This is a genomic window from Micromonospora sediminicola (assembly GCF_900089585.1).
GTDB classification, from domain to species: domain Bacteria; phylum Actinomycetota; class Actinomycetes; order Mycobacteriales; family Micromonosporaceae; genus Micromonospora; species Micromonospora sediminicola.
Window position 1 is genome coordinate 4,309,319 of sequence record NZ_FLRH01000003.1, and the last position, 15,294, is coordinate 4,324,612.

Annotated in this window: 16 protein-coding genes; 8 read left to right on the forward strand and 8 right to left on the reverse strand. The window is 73.4% G+C overall.

Annotated elements, in window-relative coordinates; translation table 11 throughout:
* Positions 1-23: 23 nt before the first annotated feature.
* On the reverse strand, positions 24-1,805 hold the full coding sequence (arc, locus tag GA0070622_RS19790) for a proteasome ATPase (protein ID WP_091575179.1): 1,782 nt from the start codon (positions 1,803-1,805) through the stop codon (positions 24-26).
* A gap of 177 nt (positions 1,806-1,982) precedes the next feature.
* Here arc and GA0070622_RS19795 point away from each other — a divergent pair, with 177 nt between their 5' ends.
* On the forward strand, positions 1,983-2,276 hold the full coding sequence (locus GA0070622_RS19795; RefSeq protein WP_091575181.1) for a ferredoxin: 294 nt from the start codon (positions 1,983-1,985) through the stop codon (positions 2,274-2,276).
* A 54-nt stretch (positions 2,277-2,330) separates the two neighbouring features.
* Here the strand turns inward: GA0070622_RS19795 and GA0070622_RS19800 are convergent, their stop codons facing one another.
* The 3 genes from GA0070622_RS19800 to GA0070622_RS19810 form a co-directional block, all read right to left on the reverse strand.
* Positions 2,331-2,903: a hypothetical protein gene (locus tag GA0070622_RS19800; RefSeq protein ID WP_091575184.1), complete on the reverse strand. Its 573-nt coding sequence runs from the start codon at positions 2,901-2,903 to the stop codon at positions 2,331-2,333.
* A 191-nt stretch (positions 2,904-3,094) separates the two neighbouring features.
* Positions 3,095-4,039: a tRNA (adenine-N1)-methyltransferase gene (locus GA0070622_RS19805; protein ID WP_091575186.1), complete on the reverse strand. Its 945-nt coding sequence runs from the start codon at positions 4,037-4,039 to the stop codon at positions 3,095-3,097.
* The gene (locus tag GA0070622_RS19810; RefSeq protein ID WP_425412773.1) at positions 4,036-5,178 is read right to left on the reverse strand and encodes a site-2 protease family protein; all 1,143 of its coding nucleotides are present in this window, start codon (positions 5,176-5,178) and stop codon (positions 4,036-4,038) included. Before GA0070622_RS19810 ends, GA0070622_RS19805 begins: the two co-directional genes overlap by 4 nt.
* An 81-nt stretch (positions 5,179-5,259) precedes the next feature.
* On the opposite strand from GA0070622_RS19810, the gene GA0070622_RS19815 reads away from it, so the two are divergent.
* The 5 genes from GA0070622_RS19815 (at position 5,260) to GA0070622_RS19835 (ending at position 10,916) form a co-directional block, all read left to right on the forward strand.
* The gene (locus GA0070622_RS19815; RefSeq protein ID WP_091575189.1) at positions 5,260-6,177 is read left to right on the forward strand and encodes a RecB family exonuclease; all 918 of its coding nucleotides are present in this window, start codon (positions 5,260-5,262) and stop codon (positions 6,175-6,177) included.
* A 123-nt stretch (positions 6,178-6,300) separates the two neighbouring features.
* A complete protein-coding gene (locus GA0070622_RS19820) occupies positions 6,301-6,630 on the forward strand; it encodes a sensor histidine kinase (protein ID WP_091575191.1) in 330 nt (109 codons plus the stop codon).
* Between the two features lie 29 nt (positions 6,631-6,659).
* Complete coding sequence (locus GA0070622_RS19825) at positions 6,660-7,343, forward strand: response regulator (RefSeq protein WP_091575193.1); 684 nt, start codon at positions 6,660-6,662, stop codon at positions 7,341-7,343.
* A gap of 256 nt (positions 7,344-7,599) precedes the next feature.
* On the forward strand, positions 7,600-8,367 hold the full coding sequence (locus GA0070622_RS19830; RefSeq protein WP_091575196.1) for an ABC transporter ATP-binding protein: 768 nt from the start codon (positions 7,600-7,602) through the stop codon (positions 8,365-8,367).
* The gene (locus tag GA0070622_RS19835; RefSeq protein ID WP_091575198.1) at positions 8,367-10,916 is read left to right on the forward strand and encodes an ABC transporter permease; all 2,550 of its coding nucleotides are present in this window, start codon (positions 8,367-8,369) and stop codon (positions 10,914-10,916) included. Before GA0070622_RS19830 ends, GA0070622_RS19835 begins: the two co-directional genes overlap by 1 nt.
* A gap of 52 nt (positions 10,917-10,968) precedes the next feature.
* Here GA0070622_RS19835 and GA0070622_RS19840 read toward each other — a convergent pair whose 3' ends face one another.
* The 3 genes from GA0070622_RS19840 to GA0070622_RS19850 all read right to left on the reverse strand — a co-directional run bounded on the left by GA0070622_RS19840 (position 10,969) and on the right by GA0070622_RS19850 (position 13,065).
* Positions 10,969-11,607: an HAD family hydrolase gene (locus GA0070622_RS19840; protein ID WP_091577687.1), complete on the reverse strand. Its 639-nt coding sequence runs from the start codon at positions 11,605-11,607 to the stop codon at positions 10,969-10,971.
* Positions 11,608-11,720: 113 nt separating this feature from the next.
* Complete coding sequence (locus tag GA0070622_RS19845; RefSeq protein ID WP_091575201.1) at positions 11,721-12,467, reverse strand: neutral zinc metallopeptidase; 747 nt, start codon at positions 12,465-12,467, stop codon at positions 11,721-11,723.
* A gap of 97 nt (positions 12,468-12,564) precedes the next feature.
* The gene (locus GA0070622_RS19850) at positions 12,565-13,065 is read right to left on the reverse strand and encodes a hypothetical protein (protein WP_141684596.1); all 501 of its coding nucleotides are present in this window, start codon (positions 13,063-13,065) and stop codon (positions 12,565-12,567) included.
* A gap of 149 nt (positions 13,066-13,214) precedes the next feature.
* Here GA0070622_RS19850 and GA0070622_RS19855 point away from each other — a divergent pair, with 149 nt between their 5' ends.
* Positions 13,215-14,030, forward strand: a complete 816-nt coding sequence (locus GA0070622_RS19855; RefSeq protein WP_091575205.1) for a class I SAM-dependent methyltransferase — start codon at positions 13,215-13,217, stop codon at positions 14,028-14,030.
* 12 nt (positions 14,031-14,042) lie between these two features.
* On the opposite strand, the gene GA0070622_RS19860 is transcribed toward GA0070622_RS19855, so the two are convergent.
* The gene (locus GA0070622_RS19860) at positions 14,043-14,222 is read right to left on the reverse strand and encodes a hypothetical protein (RefSeq protein ID WP_091575208.1); all 180 of its coding nucleotides are present in this window, start codon (positions 14,220-14,222) and stop codon (positions 14,043-14,045) included.
* Between the two features lie 273 nt (positions 14,223-14,495).
* Here GA0070622_RS19860 and GA0070622_RS19865 point away from each other — a divergent pair, with 273 nt between their 5' ends.
* Positions 14,496-15,155 (forward strand): HNH endonuclease family protein, encoded by a 660-nt coding sequence (locus tag GA0070622_RS19865; protein WP_091575211.1) that lies wholly within the window; start codon positions 14,496-14,498, stop codon positions 15,153-15,155.
* Positions 15,156-15,294: the final 139 nt, after the last annotated feature.

Consider the following 15,294-nt stretch of genomic DNA (forward strand, 5'->3'; position numbering starts at 1 on the left):
CGGCACCGCCCCGGTGGGCGATCTCAGAGGTATTGACCGGTGTTGCTGGCCGTTTCGATGGACCGGCCGGCCTCGGCGCCCTTGCCGCCGGAGACGAGCGTGCGGATGTAGACGATCCGCTCGCCCTTCTTGCCGGAGATGCGCGCCCAGTCGTCCGGGTTGGTGGTGTTGGGCAGGTCCTCGTTCTCCCGGAACTCGTCGACGCACGCGTCGAGCAGGTGCTGCAGTCGCAGCCCCTTGCGCCCGGAGGTGAGGAACTCCTTGATGGCCATCTTCTTGCCTCGGTCGACGATGTTCTGGATCATCGCGCCGGAGTTGAAGTCCTTGAAGTAGAGGACTTCCTTGTCGCCGTTGGCGTAGGTGACCTCGAGGAAGCGGTTCTCCTCGGTCTCGGAGTACATCCGCAGGACCACCGCGTCGATCATGGCAGCCACCGTGGCCTGCGGGTCGCTGCCGTGTTCGGCCAGGTCGTCGGCGTGCAGCGGCAGGCCGGCGAGGATGTACTTGGAGAAGATGTCCTTGGCCGCCTCGGCGTCCGGACGCTCGATCTTGATCTTCACGTCGAGTCGGCCGGGGCGCAGGATCGCCGGGTCGATCATGTCTTCCCGGTTGGAGGCGCCGATGACGATGACGTTCTCCAGGCCCTCCACGCCGTCGATCTCGCTGAGCAGCTGCGGGACGATGGTGTTCTCCACGTCGGAGGAGACGCCGGAACCGCGGGTGCGGAAGACGGAGTCCATCTCGTCGAAGAACACGATCACCGGCGTGCCCTCACCGGCCTTCTCCCGCGCCCGCTGGAAGATCAGCCGGATGTGCCGCTCGGTCTCGCCGACGTACTTGTTGAGCAGCTCGGGGCCCTTGATGTTGAGGAAGAAGCTGGTGTGCCGCTCCTTGCCCTCCCGCTCGGCGATCTTCTTGGCCAGCGAGTTGGCCACCGCCTTGGCGATCAGCGTCTTGCCGCAGCCGGGCGGGCCGTAGAGCAGGATGCCCTTCGGCGGCCGGAGCTGGTGCTCGCGGAACAGGTCGGCGTGCAGGAAGGGCAGCTCCACCGCGTCGCGGATCTGCTCGATCTGCGCCTGGAGGCCACCGATGTCCTCGTAGTTGACGTCGGGCACCTCCTCCAGGACCAGTTCCTCGACCTCGCTCTTGGGAATCCGCTCGTACGCGTACGCCGAGCGGGGTTCGATCATGAGCGAGTCGCCGGCCCGGATCGCGCTGCCGATCAGGGTCTCCGCGAGGTGGACGATGCGCTCCTCGTCCGAGTGGGAGACCACCAGCGCCCGGTCACCCGGCGCGCCGTCGGGACCCGCCAGGATCTCCTTGAGCATCACCACCTCGCCGACCCGCTCGTAGCCGAACGCGTCGACGATGTTGAGGGCGTCGTTGAGCAGGACCTCCTGGCCCCGGCGCAGCTCGTCGACCTCCAGCGAGGGCGAGACGGCCACCCGGAGCTTGCGCCCGCCGGTGAACACGTCCACCGTGCCGTCGTCGTGCCTGGCCAGGAAGACGCCGTAGCCACTGGGCGGCTGGGCGAGCCGGTCGATCTCCTCCTTGAGCGTCACGATCTGCGCGCGGGCCTCCTTGAGGGTGCCCACGAGCCGTTCGTTGTTCTCGGTCAGCCGCGCCAACTGCGCCTGGGTGGCCGCCAGCCGCTCTTCGAGCTGCCGGACGTGTCGGGGGCTTTCGGTCAACTTGCGCCGCACCAGAGCGAGTTCCTCTTGCAGGAACGCGACCTGCGTGGAGAGATCGTGGGCTTCCTTTTCCCACCGTGCGGCGCGCGAGTCCGCGTCGTCGCTGCGTGCCACGTCCCACCTCCCCGGGGGGCTTGAACGTTCTGACCTAACACTAGCCGCTATGAGCCCGATTCGGTCCTCCGCAACGCGCTCGTCACCGAAGCTTGATCGCCAAGGGCTGGTCGCGGGGTGGGTACGGGCGTTCGGGTACCGTCGGAGTGTGGGACGGGAGAACATGGGGGGTGCTTCGTGACCGACGTCGCGACCGACCAGTTGCAGGTCTGGGTGGATCAGGACCTCTGCACCGGCGACGGGCTCTGCGTGCAGTACGCGCCGGAGGTGTTCGAGTTCGACGTCGACGGCCTGGCGTACGTCAAGGGCCCGGACGGCGAGCTGCGGCAGGCCGCCGGCGCCCGGGTGGACGTGCCGGAGCACCTGCGCCTCGAGGTGATCGACTCGGCGAAGGAGTGCCCGGGCGAGTGCATCCACGTCGTACGCGGCAGCGACGGCGTCGAGGTGGCCGGCCCGGAGGCCGAGGACTGACCAGTGACGGACACGACGGGCCGGGGACGACGTCCCCGGCCCGTCGTGCGTCCGTCAGAGCAGGGGCCGGCCGACCACCGAGGCGACCAGCCGGGCGAACTCCTCCAGCCGGGCGATCTGCCCGGCGCCGCCGTCGTCGAGGGTCTTGCCGAAGCGCAGCGCGTCGTGCCGGGGCGTGCCCGCCACCTCGTCGCTGGGCGGCGCCTCGTCCAGCGAGCTGAGCAGCAGGTAGACGTCGATGCTGTCGATCCGGACGGTGCCGTCGTCGGTCCGGGTGAGCCGACGCCGGCAGCCGACCTCGGTGACGGTGGAGACCGGCACCACGCGCAGCGAGGAGGTCATCGCGCCGGGTGGCCCCTCCCCCGGCGGGACGTCCTCGCCGTGCCAGAGCACCAGCCGGCTGCCGTCGCAGACGACGACCTCCTGCCACACCCCGTTCACCTCGTTGACGAAGCGTTCCAGGGTGAAGCCGAGGACGGAGGCGCCGCGCAGCACCCCGCCGAGCGCCTCCAGGGCGATGTCGGGGTCCCGCAGGTAGGCACGGGCCGCCGACTCCAGGTCGGTGTAGGGCGACCAGTCGGGGAAGACGGCGGGCAGGTCACCGTTGCCGTAGCCGGGGTTGCTCACGCCACCTCCCGTCGGCCCGAACCGCCGTCACCGCCCGTGCGCCGCCGTCGGCTCCGGTGACCGGGACGGGCGCGCCGCCCGCCGCGCGCTCCGATCCGCTCGCTCATGCCCACCGTCTCCACCCACCTCGGTGTCGTCGTCCCCACGGGCACACATGATCCGCCCGCCCGCCGCCGTGCGCGCGGCGGGGGTCAGGACTGCTCCGGTTCCTCCGCCGCGCGGGCCGCCGCCGCCGCGCGCAGGGCGTCCCGGCGCTGCGCGTACGCCTCGGCGCCCTTGCTGGGCTTGCGCCGGCGCGGCGGCGCGGTCACCCCGGGGGCGAGCTTGCGCGCGGACACCAGGAACGCGGTGTGCGCGATCATCCGGTGGTCCGGCCGCACGGCCAGACCCTCGGCGTGCCAGTCGCGCACCAGCGACTCCCAGGCCCGCGGCTCGGTCCAGCCGCCGCGCTCGCGCAGCGCCTCGACCAGCTCCGACAGCTGCGGGGTGGTGGCCACGTAGCCGATCAGCACGCCGCCGGGGACCAGCGACCGCTCGACCATGTCGAGCATCTCCCACGGGGTGAGCATGTCGAGGATGATCCGGTCGAACCCGGTCTCGGTGCTGTCGGCGACGTCGCCGACGTGCAGCCGCCAGGCCGGGTGCGGGCCGTTGAAGAACGCCTCGACGTTGCGCCGGGCGATCTGGGCGAAGTCGTCGCGCAGCTCGAACGAGTGCAGCTCGCCCTCGGTGCCGACGGCCCGCAGCAGCGAGCAGGACAGCGCACCCGAGCCGGCGCCGGCCTCCAGCACCTTGGCGCCGGGGAAGATGTCGCCCATCGCGACGATCTGCGCCGAGTCCTTCGGGTAGATCACCTGGGCGCCGCGCGGCATGGAGAGCACGTAGTCCGACAGCAGGGGCCGCAGCGCGAGGAAGGCGGTGCCGCCGCCGGCGGTGGTGACCACGCTGCCGTCGGGCAGGCCGATCAGCGTGTCGTGCTTGAGGATCCCCCGGTGGGTGTGGAACTCCTTGCCGGGCTCCAGCGTCACGGTGTGCATCCGGCCCTTGGGGTCGGTCAGCTGGACCCGGTCGCCGGGCCGGAACGGCCCCCGGTGGACGGGCGGCAGGGCCGGGACGGTGGAGGTCTCTGCGGTCACGTGTTCGTCTTCCGTTTGGGTTCGAGGAGCTGGGCGAGGTCCGCGATGTGCAGCACGCCGACCACATCTTCGCCTGCCGTCACGAGGTACTGCGCGCCCGGGTGGGTGCGGACGGTCTCCAGCACCCGCTCGCCGTCCGCGTCGACCGGCAGGGTGGGCAGGGCGGTCAGGGCGCGGGCCACCTCGTCCACCGCGAGCCACGGCCGCCGTGCCGGGGGTACGGCGGCGACGCGGGCCGGGTCGACCAGCGACACGGTACGGCCGGCGGAGTCGACCACGCTGAGCGCCGCGTCCGGTGTGCCCGCCTCGTCGCGGCGGCGGTGCGCCTCGGCCAGCGGGGTGCCGGTGGGCACCGGCAGCAGTGGCCGGGCCAGCCGGGCCAGGTCGACCAGGTGCAGCCGGCGGCCGATGCGGGCCAGCCGGATGGACTGCCCGGCGCCCCGCCACAGCGTCACCGCGACCAGCAGCAGCAGCGGCAGGGCCAGTGGGGCGAGCGCCCGGCGCAGGGTGAGCAGCACCACCAGGGCGAGCGTGGCCACCGCCACGGCCCGGCCGACCCAGCCGGCCACCTCGGTGCCGCGGTGCCGGTCCCGGGTGAGCGCCCAGACCGCGGCGCGCAGCGCCCGTCCGCCGTCCAGCGGCAGCCCGGGCAGGCTGTTGAAGATCGCCACCACGACGTTGCTGACCGCGAGCTGGAACGCGAGCTGGTGGCCGAGGGTGCCGGCGGGCAGCGCCAGGGTGGCGGCGACCGCCCCGGCGCCGAGCACGGCCGAGACGGCCGGCCCGGCCAGCGAGATGAGCAGCTCCACCCGGGGGCTGGGGGCGTCGCGGTCCATCTCGGTGTAGCCGCCGAGCAGTTCGAGGGTGATCCCGCGCACACCGATGCCGTGTCGGCGGGCGGTCAGCGCGTGGCCCAGCTCGTGCAGCAGCACCGAGCCGAGCAGCGAGACGACGAACCCGAGGCCGACCAGGTAGCCCGCGAGGTGACCGAGGTCGAGCTGGCGCCGGGCCAGCGCCGCGTAGAGCACCGTCACCACCACGGTGAGCAGCAGCATCGAGGCGTCGACGCGCAGCGGCACCCCGAGGACCCGGCCGAGGCTCAGCCCGGGCCGGCGCGGTCGTCGGGTGCGCTGCTCCACCCCGGCGATGCTACGCGGCGCCGATCATGGCCCGGTGCGGCGACGACCGACCTGTCACACGGGTGGCCTAACCTTCCGGGCATGACGGCGGAACCGGTGATCGACGCGCAGGGCGACCAGACGGCGGCACGGGTGCCGGTCACGGTGCGGGCGTCGCTGTCGCCGTCCCGGGCGGCCGACTTCAAGACCTGCCCGCTGCTCTACCGGTTCCGCAGCATCGACCGGCTGCCCGAGCGGCCGACGGTCGAGCAGGCCCGGGGCACGCTCGTGCACGCCGTGCTGGAGCGGCTGTTCGACCTGCCGGCCCCGGCGCGCACCCCGGAGTCGGCGGGCGACCTGGTCGCCCCGCAGTGGGACCGCCTGGTCACCGAGGAGCCGGAGCTGGCGACGTTGTTCGCCGACGGCGACGCCGCGGCCGCGCAGGAGTTCCTGCGTTCGGCGGCGGCGCTGCTGGAGGGCTACTTCGCGGTGGAGGACCCGCAGCGGCTGGAGCCCGCCGAGCGGGAGGCGCTGATCTCCGCCGTGGTCGACGACGAGCTGCTGATCCGGGGCTATCTCGACCGGCTCGACGTGGCCCCGGACGGTGCGCTGCGGGTGGTCGACTACAAGACCGGCGGCGCGCCGCGCGAGGCGTTCGAGGCGCGGGCGCTGTTCCAGCTGAAGTTCTACGCCCTGGTGCTGTGGCGCACCCGGGGCGTGGTGCCACGGGTGCTGCGCCTGCTCTACCTCAAGGACGCGGAGGTGTGCGACTACGCCCCCGACGCCGAGGAGCTGGTGCGCTTCGAGCGCACCGTGGTGGCGTTGTGGCGGGCGATCGAGCAGGCCACCGCGCGGCAGGATTTCCGGCCCCGGCCGAGCCGGCTCTGCGACTGGTGCAGCCACCAGGCGCTCTGCCCGAGCTTCGGTGGCACGCCGCCGCCGTTCCCGGTGGCCGGTGCCGCGCCCGACCCGCTCGTGGACGCCCGTTCCCGCCCGGCCACCCCGGGGGCCGACGAGTGATCCTCCTCCTCGGGGAGGAGACCGGGTTCGGCGCCGGCGACGACGGGACGCGCCCCGTGCCGGCCTGACGTTCGCGCGCTCGTCGAGCGGGCCCGCCGGGCCGGGCTGCCGGTCACGCTGCGGATGGAGGGCACGTCCACCGCGGTGGCCGAGGGGGTGGCGCTCACCGCCCACCGCATCGTCGCCGAGGCGCTGCGCAACGTCCTCGCCCACGCCGGGCCGGCCACCGCGCTGGTCCGGATCACCGTCGGCGGCGGCGTGCTGACCGTCGAGGTGGTCGACACCGGGCGCGGGCCGGGACGCCCACCCGACCGGATCGGGCACGGACTGGTCGGCATGCGGGAGCGGGTGGCCCTCTACGGTGGGATCCTGCGGACCGGACCGGCGCCGGGCGGCGGCTTCCGGGTGTACGCGCGGATCCCGCTGGACCCGGCCGGTGCGGTTCCCGCCTGACCGCGGCCGGGCACGACGAGGGGGATCTGATGACAGACGGCGCCGCGCCCCGACCGGTCCGGGTCCTGCTCGCCGACGACCAGCCGTTGCTGCGCACCGGGTTCCGGATGGTGCTGGGCGTCGAGGACGACCTGGACATCGTGGGTGAGGCCGGCGACGGCGTGGAGGCGGTGGAGCTGGCCCGGCGGCTGCTGCCCGACGTGGTGCTGATGGACATCCGGATGCCGCGGATGGACGGGGTCGCCGCCACCCGGGCGATCGTGGACGCCCGGCTGCCGGTGCGGGTGCTCGTCCTCACCACGTTCGAGTTGGACGAGTACGTGGTCGGGGCGCTGCGCGCCGGGGCGAGCGGCTTCCTGGCCAAGGACGTGCCGGCCGAGGACCTGGTGACCGCGATCCGCACGGTGGCGGCCGGGGAGGCGGTGGTGGCGCCGCGGATCCTGCGCCGGCTGCTGGACCGGTTCGCCGACGTGCTGCCGGACCCGGTGACCGCCCCGCCGCGGGTGCTGGACCCGCTGACCGAGCGGGAGCGGGAGGTGCTGACCCAGGTGGCGCGCGGGCTGTCGAACGCCGAGATCGCCCGGGAGCTGTCGGTCAGCGAGACCACGGTGAAGACGCACGTCGGGCACGTACTGACCAAGCTGCGGCTGCGGGACCGGGTGCAGGCGGTGGTGCTGGCCTACGAGACGGGGCTGGTACGGCCGGGGAAATAGGTGGCGGCCCTCACGTACCGTGACCAACGGCGGCGGCGCGGGGTTGACCATGACGCGACGTGAGGTCCTACCGTCGGCGCCACCGGCCGGTCAGGGATCACCCTGAACCGGCCTGGGGGGCGACCCCCACCGGAAATTCGGCACGGATTCCGCCCAGGGTCGGACGGTTCCGCCGCCGGTGGCACCGAGGATGGAACCGCCGCACCGACCAGCGGGGGCGGTGCGGATCAGCAGCCAGACGGAAGAGGTAGATGACGTGACCGCGACGGTAGGCCGGCAAGCGCAGGCCGCGGCCCGGGCGAACGACGTGTGGAAGGTGTACGGCAGCGGTGAGGCGCAGGTCATCGCGCTGCGGGGGGTGAGCGCCGAGTTCGAACGCGGCCGGTTCACCGCGATCATGGGGCCGTCCGGCTCCGGCAAGTCGACGCTGATGCACTGCCTCGCCGGTCTGGACTCGGTGACCCGGGGCACCGTGATGATCGGCGACACCACCGTGACCGGGCTCAACGACTCGGGCCTGACGAAGCTGCGCCGGGACAAGGTCGGCTTCATCTTCCAGCAGTTCAACCTGCTGCCCACGCTCACCGCGCAGGAGAACATCCTGCTGCCGCTGTCGATCGCCGGGCGCAAGGCCGACCCGGCCTGGTACGACACGGTGATCGACACGGTCGGGCTGCGGGAGCGGCTCGGGCACCGCCCGGCGCAGCTCTCCGGCGGTCAGCAGCAGCGGGTGGCGTGCGCCCGGGCCCTGGTCGCCCGCCCCGACGTGATCTTCGCGGACGAGCCGACCGGCAACCTGGACTCCCGCTCCGGCGCGGAGGTGCTCAACTTCCTGCGCAACTCGGTGCGCGAGCACGGCCAGACCATCGTCATGGTCACCCACGACCCGACCGCCGCCGCGTACGCCGACCGGGTGGTCTTCCTCGCCGACGGCCAGATCGTCTCGGAGCTGATCGAGCCGACCGCCGACACGGTGCTGGACACCATGAAGAAGCTGGACGCTCCGGTCGAGGTGGGCAACTGATGTTGCGGGCAACGCTGAAGAGCCTGCTGGCGCGCAAGCTGCGCCTGCTGCTGTCCGGCCTGGCGGTGGTGCTCGGCGTCATGTTCGTCTCGGGCGCGTTCGTGCTCACCGACACCCTCGGCCGGTCCTTCGACGCGGTCTTCGCCGACGCGTACGCCGAGGTCGACGTGAACGTCGCGGCGAAGCCGAAGGTGGAGCTGTCCGAGACCGAGGGCGAGCAGGTGGCCGCCCCGGTGCCGGCGTCGCTGGTCGAGCGGGTGAAGGCGGCGCCCGGCGCGGCGGACGTGCAGGGCGTGGTCGCCACCGACGGCGCCCGTCTGATCGGCGCCAACGGCAAGGTGGTCACCTCGTTCGGCCCGCCGCAGCTGGGCGAGAACTGGCTCGGCGAGAGCGACCTGGTGAAGCTGCGCGAGGGCCGGGAGCCGCGCGCGGACGACGAGATCGTGGTCAACGCCGCGCTGGCCAAGGCCGCGAACGTGAAGGTCGGCGACCGGGTCGGCGTGCTGACCCTGGCGCCGAAGAAGGAGTTCACGCTGGTCGGCGTGTTCGGCTACAGCGGCGGCCGGGACTCCGTGGGCGGCGCGAACGAGGTCGCCTTCACCACCCCGGTGGCGCAGCAGCTGATGCTCGGCAAGCCGGACGTGTTCAGCAACATCACCGCGCGGGCCGCCGACGGCACCACCCCGGAGGCGCTGCGCGACGAGGTGTCCCGCGCGGTGGGCGGCGGCTACGACGTGAAGACCGGTGAGCAGCTCGCCGACGACGCGTCGGCCGGGCTGAAGGAGGGGCTGTCCTTCTTCAACAAGATCCTGCTCGGCTTCGCCGCGGTGGCGCTGCTGGTCGGCACGTTCCTGATCCTCAACACCTTCTCGATCATCGTGGCCCAGCGCACCCGCGAGCTGGCCCTGATGCGGGCCATCGGCGCCAGCGGCCGGCAGGTCATCGGCTCGGTGGTGCTGGAGGCGGTCGCGGTCGGCCTGATCGCCTCGGTGCTCGGGCTGGCCGCCGGCATCGGGGTGGGTGCGCTGCTGGCGTACCTGTTCGGCAAGCTCGCCGGCGGTCTGAGCCTGGCCGGGCTGGGCGTGCCGCCGGCGGCGGTGATCGGCGCGTTCGCGGTCGGTCTGGTGATCACGGTGGTCGCGGCGCTGTTGCCGGCGCTGCGCGCCGCGCGCATCCCGCCGATCGCGGCGATGCAGGACGTGGCCACGCCGGACCGTCCGCTGACCAAGGTGACCGTCGGCGGCGCGGTGGTCACCACCATCGGGGCGGTGCTGCTCTTCCTCGGTCTCAGCGGCAACGCCGGCGACAACACCCTCGCGACCATCCTCGGTGGGGTGCTCTTCGCGTTCATCGGGGTGGCGCTGCTGACGCCGGTGATCAGCCGGCCGGTGGTCTCGCTGCTCGGCGCGATCTTCTCCTGGTCGGTCCCGGGCAAGCTGGGCCGGCTCAACTCGGGTCGTAACCCCCGCCGGACGGCGATCACCGCCGCAGCGCTGATGGTGGGCATCGCGCTGGTGACCGGGGTGACCGTGATCCTCGACTCGGCCAAGGGCAGCATCAGCGCGCTGGCCGAGGACACGATCAAGGCCGAGCTGGTGATCTCCGGATCCGCGTCCGGGCCCCGCCCGCCGAGCTTCGACCCGGCGGTGCTGGACAAGACCGCCGCGATCCCCGGGGTGCAGCTGGTCGACGGCGAGTACGGCGACATGGCCACGGTCGGCGGCAAGCGGACCTGGGTGGCGGCGTCGAGCAACGTGGCGGCGCTGGAGCGGATCTTCGGGGCGAAGGCCACCGCCGGTGACATCAGCCGGCTGGCCCCCGACCAGATGCTGCTCAGCTCCGACACCGCGAAGGACCGCAACCTGTCGGTCGGCTCGACCGTGCCGGTGCAGCTGTCCCGCGGCGACGCCCGCACCTACACGGTCAGCGGCATCTACGAGAGCTCGCAGTTGACCAACCCGGTGGTGCTGCCGCCGCAGGCGGCCGCCGACTTCGCCATCCCGCAGCCCATCCAGGGTTTCGTGCAGCTCGCCCCGGGCACGTCGGTCGGCGCGGTGCAGCCGCAGGTCGAGCGGCTGCTGGCGGACAGTCCCGAGGTGTCGGTGGCGGACCGGGCCGCGTTCATCAAGCAGCAGACCAGTCAGCTGGACACGCCGCTGCGGATGATCCAGATCCTGTTGGCGCTGGCCATCGTGATCGCGGTGCTGGGCATCATCAACACGCTCGCCCTGTCGGTGCTGGAGCGGACCCGCGAGTTGGGTCTGCTGCGGGCGATCGGCCTGCGCCGGGCGCAGACCATGCGGATGATCACCGTCGAGGCGGTGGTGATCTCGATCTTCGGGGCGCTGCTCGGCGTCGTGGTCGGCACCGGCCTCGGCGCGGCGGTGGTCCGGGCGCTCAAGGACGAGGGCATCACCGACCTGGTCCTGCCCTGGGGTCAGATGGTGACGTTCCTGGTGCTGGCCGCGATCATCGGCGTGGTGGCGGCGGTGCTGCCGGCGATCCGCGCCGCGCGGATCAACGTGCTCGGTGCCATCGCCCACGACTGAGGTGCAAGGAAGGGGCCCTTCTTATCGCCTGAGCGATAGGAAGGGCCCCTTCCTAACGGTTGAGCAGGGCCGCGAGCAGCTCCAGGTCCGCCGACGTCAGGCTCTCCACCTGGTGCACGCCGTCGGTCGCCGGCAGCGGCACCTCGGCCGGCACGGCGAGTACGGCGGCCCCGGCGGCGAGCGCGCTCGCCACGCCGGTCGGCGAGTCCTCGATCGCCACGCACCGCTCAATCGGCACGTCGAGCAGCCGCGCGGCGGTCAGATAGGGCTCCGGGTGCGGCTTGGGGTCGCCCACCTCGTCGCCGCAGACCACCGCGTCGAAGCTGTCCCGGCCCAGCGTGTCCAGGGCGACCTCGACCAGGGGCCGCCCGCTGGAGGTGACCAGCGCGGTGGGGATCCCGGCGGTCCGGACGGCCCGCAGCAGCGCGAGCGCGCCGGGCCGCCACCGCAACCCGGTGCGGAACAGGTCGAGGATGCGCGCGCTGATCCAGTCGGCGCTGGCCTGCGGGTCCCGCTCCGGTTGGCCCAGGTCGTCGTGCACGATCCGCATGGCGTCGGCCATCCCGGTGCCGACGATCGCGCGGCGGGCCGCGGCGGACAACGTGCCGCCGTAGACGGCGGCCAGTTCCTGCAACGCGACGTCCCACAGCTTCTCGCTGTCGACCAGGGTGCCGTCCATGTCGAAGAGCACGGCGGCGGGGCGTGGGCTGTTCAGCGGGGCCTCCTTCGGTACGCGTACCCGCCGATCCTGCCAGCCCACCCGGGCCCGGCCGGCACCGTCCCCGATCGAGGTGACCTGCGGCATCAACCGAGATCGCACGCCTTCAACGAATTCTCGTAGCCGCTGAAGAACTTCTCGCTGCGCTGCTCGGCGGTGCCGTGCGCGCCCTCGGCGAACCAGGGCTGGTCGGGGTCGTCGCCGACGGCGAGCAGCCCCTCCCGGAACTCGTCCAGGTCACCGTCGGCCAGGGTCAGCGCCCCGGAGCGCACGCTGTCGCCGAGGTACGCCCCGGCCATGCAGTCGGCCTGCAGCTCCTGCTGGATGGTGAAGTCGTAGCGGATGCCGAGGCGGACCTGCACCCCGTGGGCGTACTCGTGGCCGAGCAGGTAGAACAGGAACGCGTCGCCGATCTCCCGGAACGCCGAGACGGACCAGTTCACGTCGTAGGCGATGAAGTCGCCGGCCGAGCAGTAGACCGCGTTGTTGCGGGGCAGTCCCTGCCCGCCGCAGGACACCTCGCCGGCCCGGCTGTACGGCACCACCCGCCGGATCGGCCGGAACCGCTCCCCGGAGGCGCGGAACTGCGCCGTCCAGTACTTCTCGGCCAGCGCGACGGCGTCCTCGAAGTCCTGCTTGAACTCGGCGACGCTGGTGGTGCCGTCGGCCCGGGTGGTCCGCGCTTCCGGCTCCGACCGGCCGCTCTCGCGCGGGGCGGGCTGCTGCGGCTCACCCTGGTCGAGCCCGCCGCCCATGCAGCCGGCGGCCACCACCACGGCCACCACCAGCCCGGCGAGCGGCCCGAGCCGCCGCCGTCGTGCCCTGTCCCCCACGGCTACCTCCCGGCTGTCGAACCCGTGTCCCGCAGCAGTACCCCCGGCCGGCGCCGGTGATGCCCACCGGCTCTCACGTACCGGAGCCGGGAAACGTTCACGTGTCGACGGCGGTGAACAGCAGCAGCGACCGCTCGGGGGCGAACCACGCCTCGGCGGCGCCGGCGGCGTCGTGGTCGGCGCTGCGCCGCCAGCGCACGCCGTCCGGCACGTGTCCGGTCAGGCCGGGCCAGACCTCGGGCGCCGCGCCGGTCACCGGCGTCCAGGCGTACGTGGTGGCCAGGGCGCGCGCGTCGGCCGGCGCGAGCCGCACCACGCCCTGGTAGCGCAGGTCGGTGGGGCCGGGGGCCCGGGAGCAGGCGAAGCTCGGGTAGTCGACCTGCCAGTGGATCTCCGGGTACGCCCCGACGCCGGGCACGTCCCGGTCGGTCCAGCGCCGGTCGGTGCGGACCGTCGACTCCTCGGCGGCGACCCGGGCCACGCAGTCCCGCTCCTCGGCGTGGTCGGTCCGGGTCAGCCAGAGCGCTCCCGCGCCGCCGGTCAGCAGGACGACGCCGAGCACGGTGGACGCGGCCAACAGCCAGGAACGTCGGGTCACCCGGGCAGGGTAGCCACCGCCGGCCACCGTGGACCGCCCCCGGTACAGTCGCCGCCGTGCATCCGCGGGTGGCCCACGCCGGCGTGCGGCTGCGCTGGCCGGGTCCGGCAGGGCACCGCGCCACGGCCGCGGGTCGTAGGCTCCGGCACATGATCGAGTTCGACTACGACGCCCACGAGCGCTCCCGCTGGGCCGGGCGGGCGCGGGCCTACCGGCGCAGCTTCGGCGGGCTCTGCGCGTACCCGACGGCGGCGCTGCTGGACGCGGCGCGGGTGCGGGCCGGGCAGCGCGTGCTCGACGTCGGCACCGGCCCCGGCACCGTCGCGGCGGTCGCGCTCGGCCGTGGCGCCGCCGTGGTGGCGGTCGACGCGGAGGCCAGCATGCTGGCGGAGGCCCGGGCGACCGCGGCCGGCGCTGGCCTGGTCGGCGCCGCGCTGCCGCGGTTGCCCCTCCCCGACGACCGGTTCGACGCGGCGGTGGCCAACTTCGTGCTCAACCACGTCGGCGACCCGGCCGCCGCGCTGGTGGAGCTGCGCCGGGTGGTACGCCCCGGCGGGCGGGTGGCGGTGACGCTCTGGCCGTCGCCGCATCCGCCGCTGCAACGCCTGTGGGGCGAGGCGATCAGCGCCGCCGGGGTGATTCCGCCGGCGGACCTGCCTCGACTGGCGCCCGGGCGGGACTTCCCGCGCACCGAGGCCGGCGTGACCGGCCTGCTGAGCGCCGCCGGGCTGACCGACGTCGCGTGCACGACCCTGACCTGGACCCATCGCACGGATCCGGAGGACTGGTGGGCCGGGCCGGCGGCCGGCATCAGCGCGGTCGGCCTCGTCGTGCAACGGCAGGAGCCGGCGGCGCGGGAGCGCATCCGCCGGGAGTACGACCGGCTCACCGCCGGGTTCCGGGACGCGGACGGGCGGTTGGCGCTGCCGACGGCCGCGCTGCTCGGTTCGGCCTCGGTCGCCTGATCGCCGGCGCGGTCAGTCCAGGCCGCGCATGATGTGCGGCTCGCCGTCGTCGTCGCCGAAGCAGCGGTGCAGCACCTGGGCGCGGGCCCACAGGTCGAGGCTGCTGGGCGGCCCGACCGGCGGTGGCCCGGCCGGCGCGCTCAGCACGGGGGCCGGGTCCGGCGGAACCTTCGACGTCACCTCGTCGGTCATCTCCGCCCCTTTCGTCGTACCCATGCTCGCCCTCGGGCGTCTCCGCCGCATCAACCGGACGGCGCGGGCGTGGACGCGGCGCTCCTGACCGGGCGCCGGCCCGTACTCCGGTGACGGTAGCCCGCCGGGCCGGCCGGCACAGCCGTATTCCCGACGTCCGAGCAGGTGGCGGCCGATCGTCATCCGAAGTTCACGGAAGTTGATCTGGCTCATTACTTCAACGTCTGTCTATATGGGTGCAGGTATTCGCCACCCCCGTCGGACGGAGTTCCCATGTCCCGCACCCTGCGCGCCTCGGCCATCAGCCTGGCCGCCATCGTGGCCGCCACCCTCGGCCTCACCGCCCCCGCCCCGGCCGCCGGCTACTCGGCCCCGCTCACCACCGCCGTCGCCGGCCTCACCGTCGCCACCGAGGTCCGCACCGGATACAGCCGCGACCTGTTCCCGCACTGGATCGACGCCGACGGCGACGGCTGCCACACCCGCAACGAGGTGCTCTACGCCGAGGCCACCACCAAACCGACGGTCAGCGGCACCTGCACGCTCTCCGGCGGACGTTGGTACTCCTACTACGACGCCGCGACCTGGACGGCCACCGGCGACCTGGACATCGACCACATGGTGCCGTTGGCCGAGGCGTGGGACTCCGGCGCGCGGAACTGGACCACCAGCCGCCGCCAGGCGTACGCGAACGACCTGGGTGACGCCCGCGCGCTGGCGGCGGTCACCGACAACGTCAACCAGGCCAAGGGCGACCAGGACCCGGCGACGTGGCTGCCGCCGTACGCCTCGGCCCGGTGCCGTTACGTCGGCGAGTGGGTGGCGGTGAAGATCCGGTGGCGGCTCACCGTGGACAGCGCGGAGAAGAGCGCGCTGACCAGTTGGGCGAACAACTGCCCGGCGGCGACGATCTCCGTCACCTACGCGTACTGACCCGCCGGGCCCGCCCCCGGGCCGTCCGGTCCGGGGGCGGGCACCCGGCATGACGCGGCGACAGCCCCGCGGAGCACGAGGAACCGACCACCGCGCGGCTGTCGCTGCGCCGCCCCACCGCCGTGACCTCGCCCCGCGA

Bases quoted from the DNA above. Each gene is read 5' to 3' on its own strand.
- GA0070622_RS19815 (WP_091575189.1), top strand. From the start codon at position 5,260: ATGACGGCGGAACCGGTGATCGACGCGCAGGGCGACCAGACGGCGGCA.
- GA0070622_RS19820 (WP_091575191.1), top strand. From the start codon at position 6,301: ATGGAGGGCACGTCCACCGCGGTGGCCGAGGGGGTGGCGCTCACCGCC.
- GA0070622_RS19825 (WP_091575193.1), top strand. From the start codon at position 6,660: ATGACAGACGGCGCCGCGCCCCGACCGGTCCGGGTCCTGCTCGCCGAC.
- GA0070622_RS19835 (WP_091575198.1), top strand. From the start codon at position 8,367: ATGTTGCGGGCAACGCTGAAGAGCCTGCTGGCGCGCAAGCTGCGCCTG.
- GA0070622_RS19855 (WP_091575205.1), top strand. From the start codon at position 13,215: ATGATCGAGTTCGACTACGACGCCCACGAGCGCTCCCGCTGGGCCGGG.
- GA0070622_RS19860 (WP_091575208.1), bottom strand. From the start codon at position 14,222: ATGACCGACGAGGTGACGTCGAAGGTTCCGCCGGACCCGGCCCCCGTG.
- GA0070622_RS19865 (WP_091575211.1), top strand. From the start codon at position 14,496: ATGTCCCGCACCCTGCGCGCCTCGGCCATCAGCCTGGCCGCCATCGTG.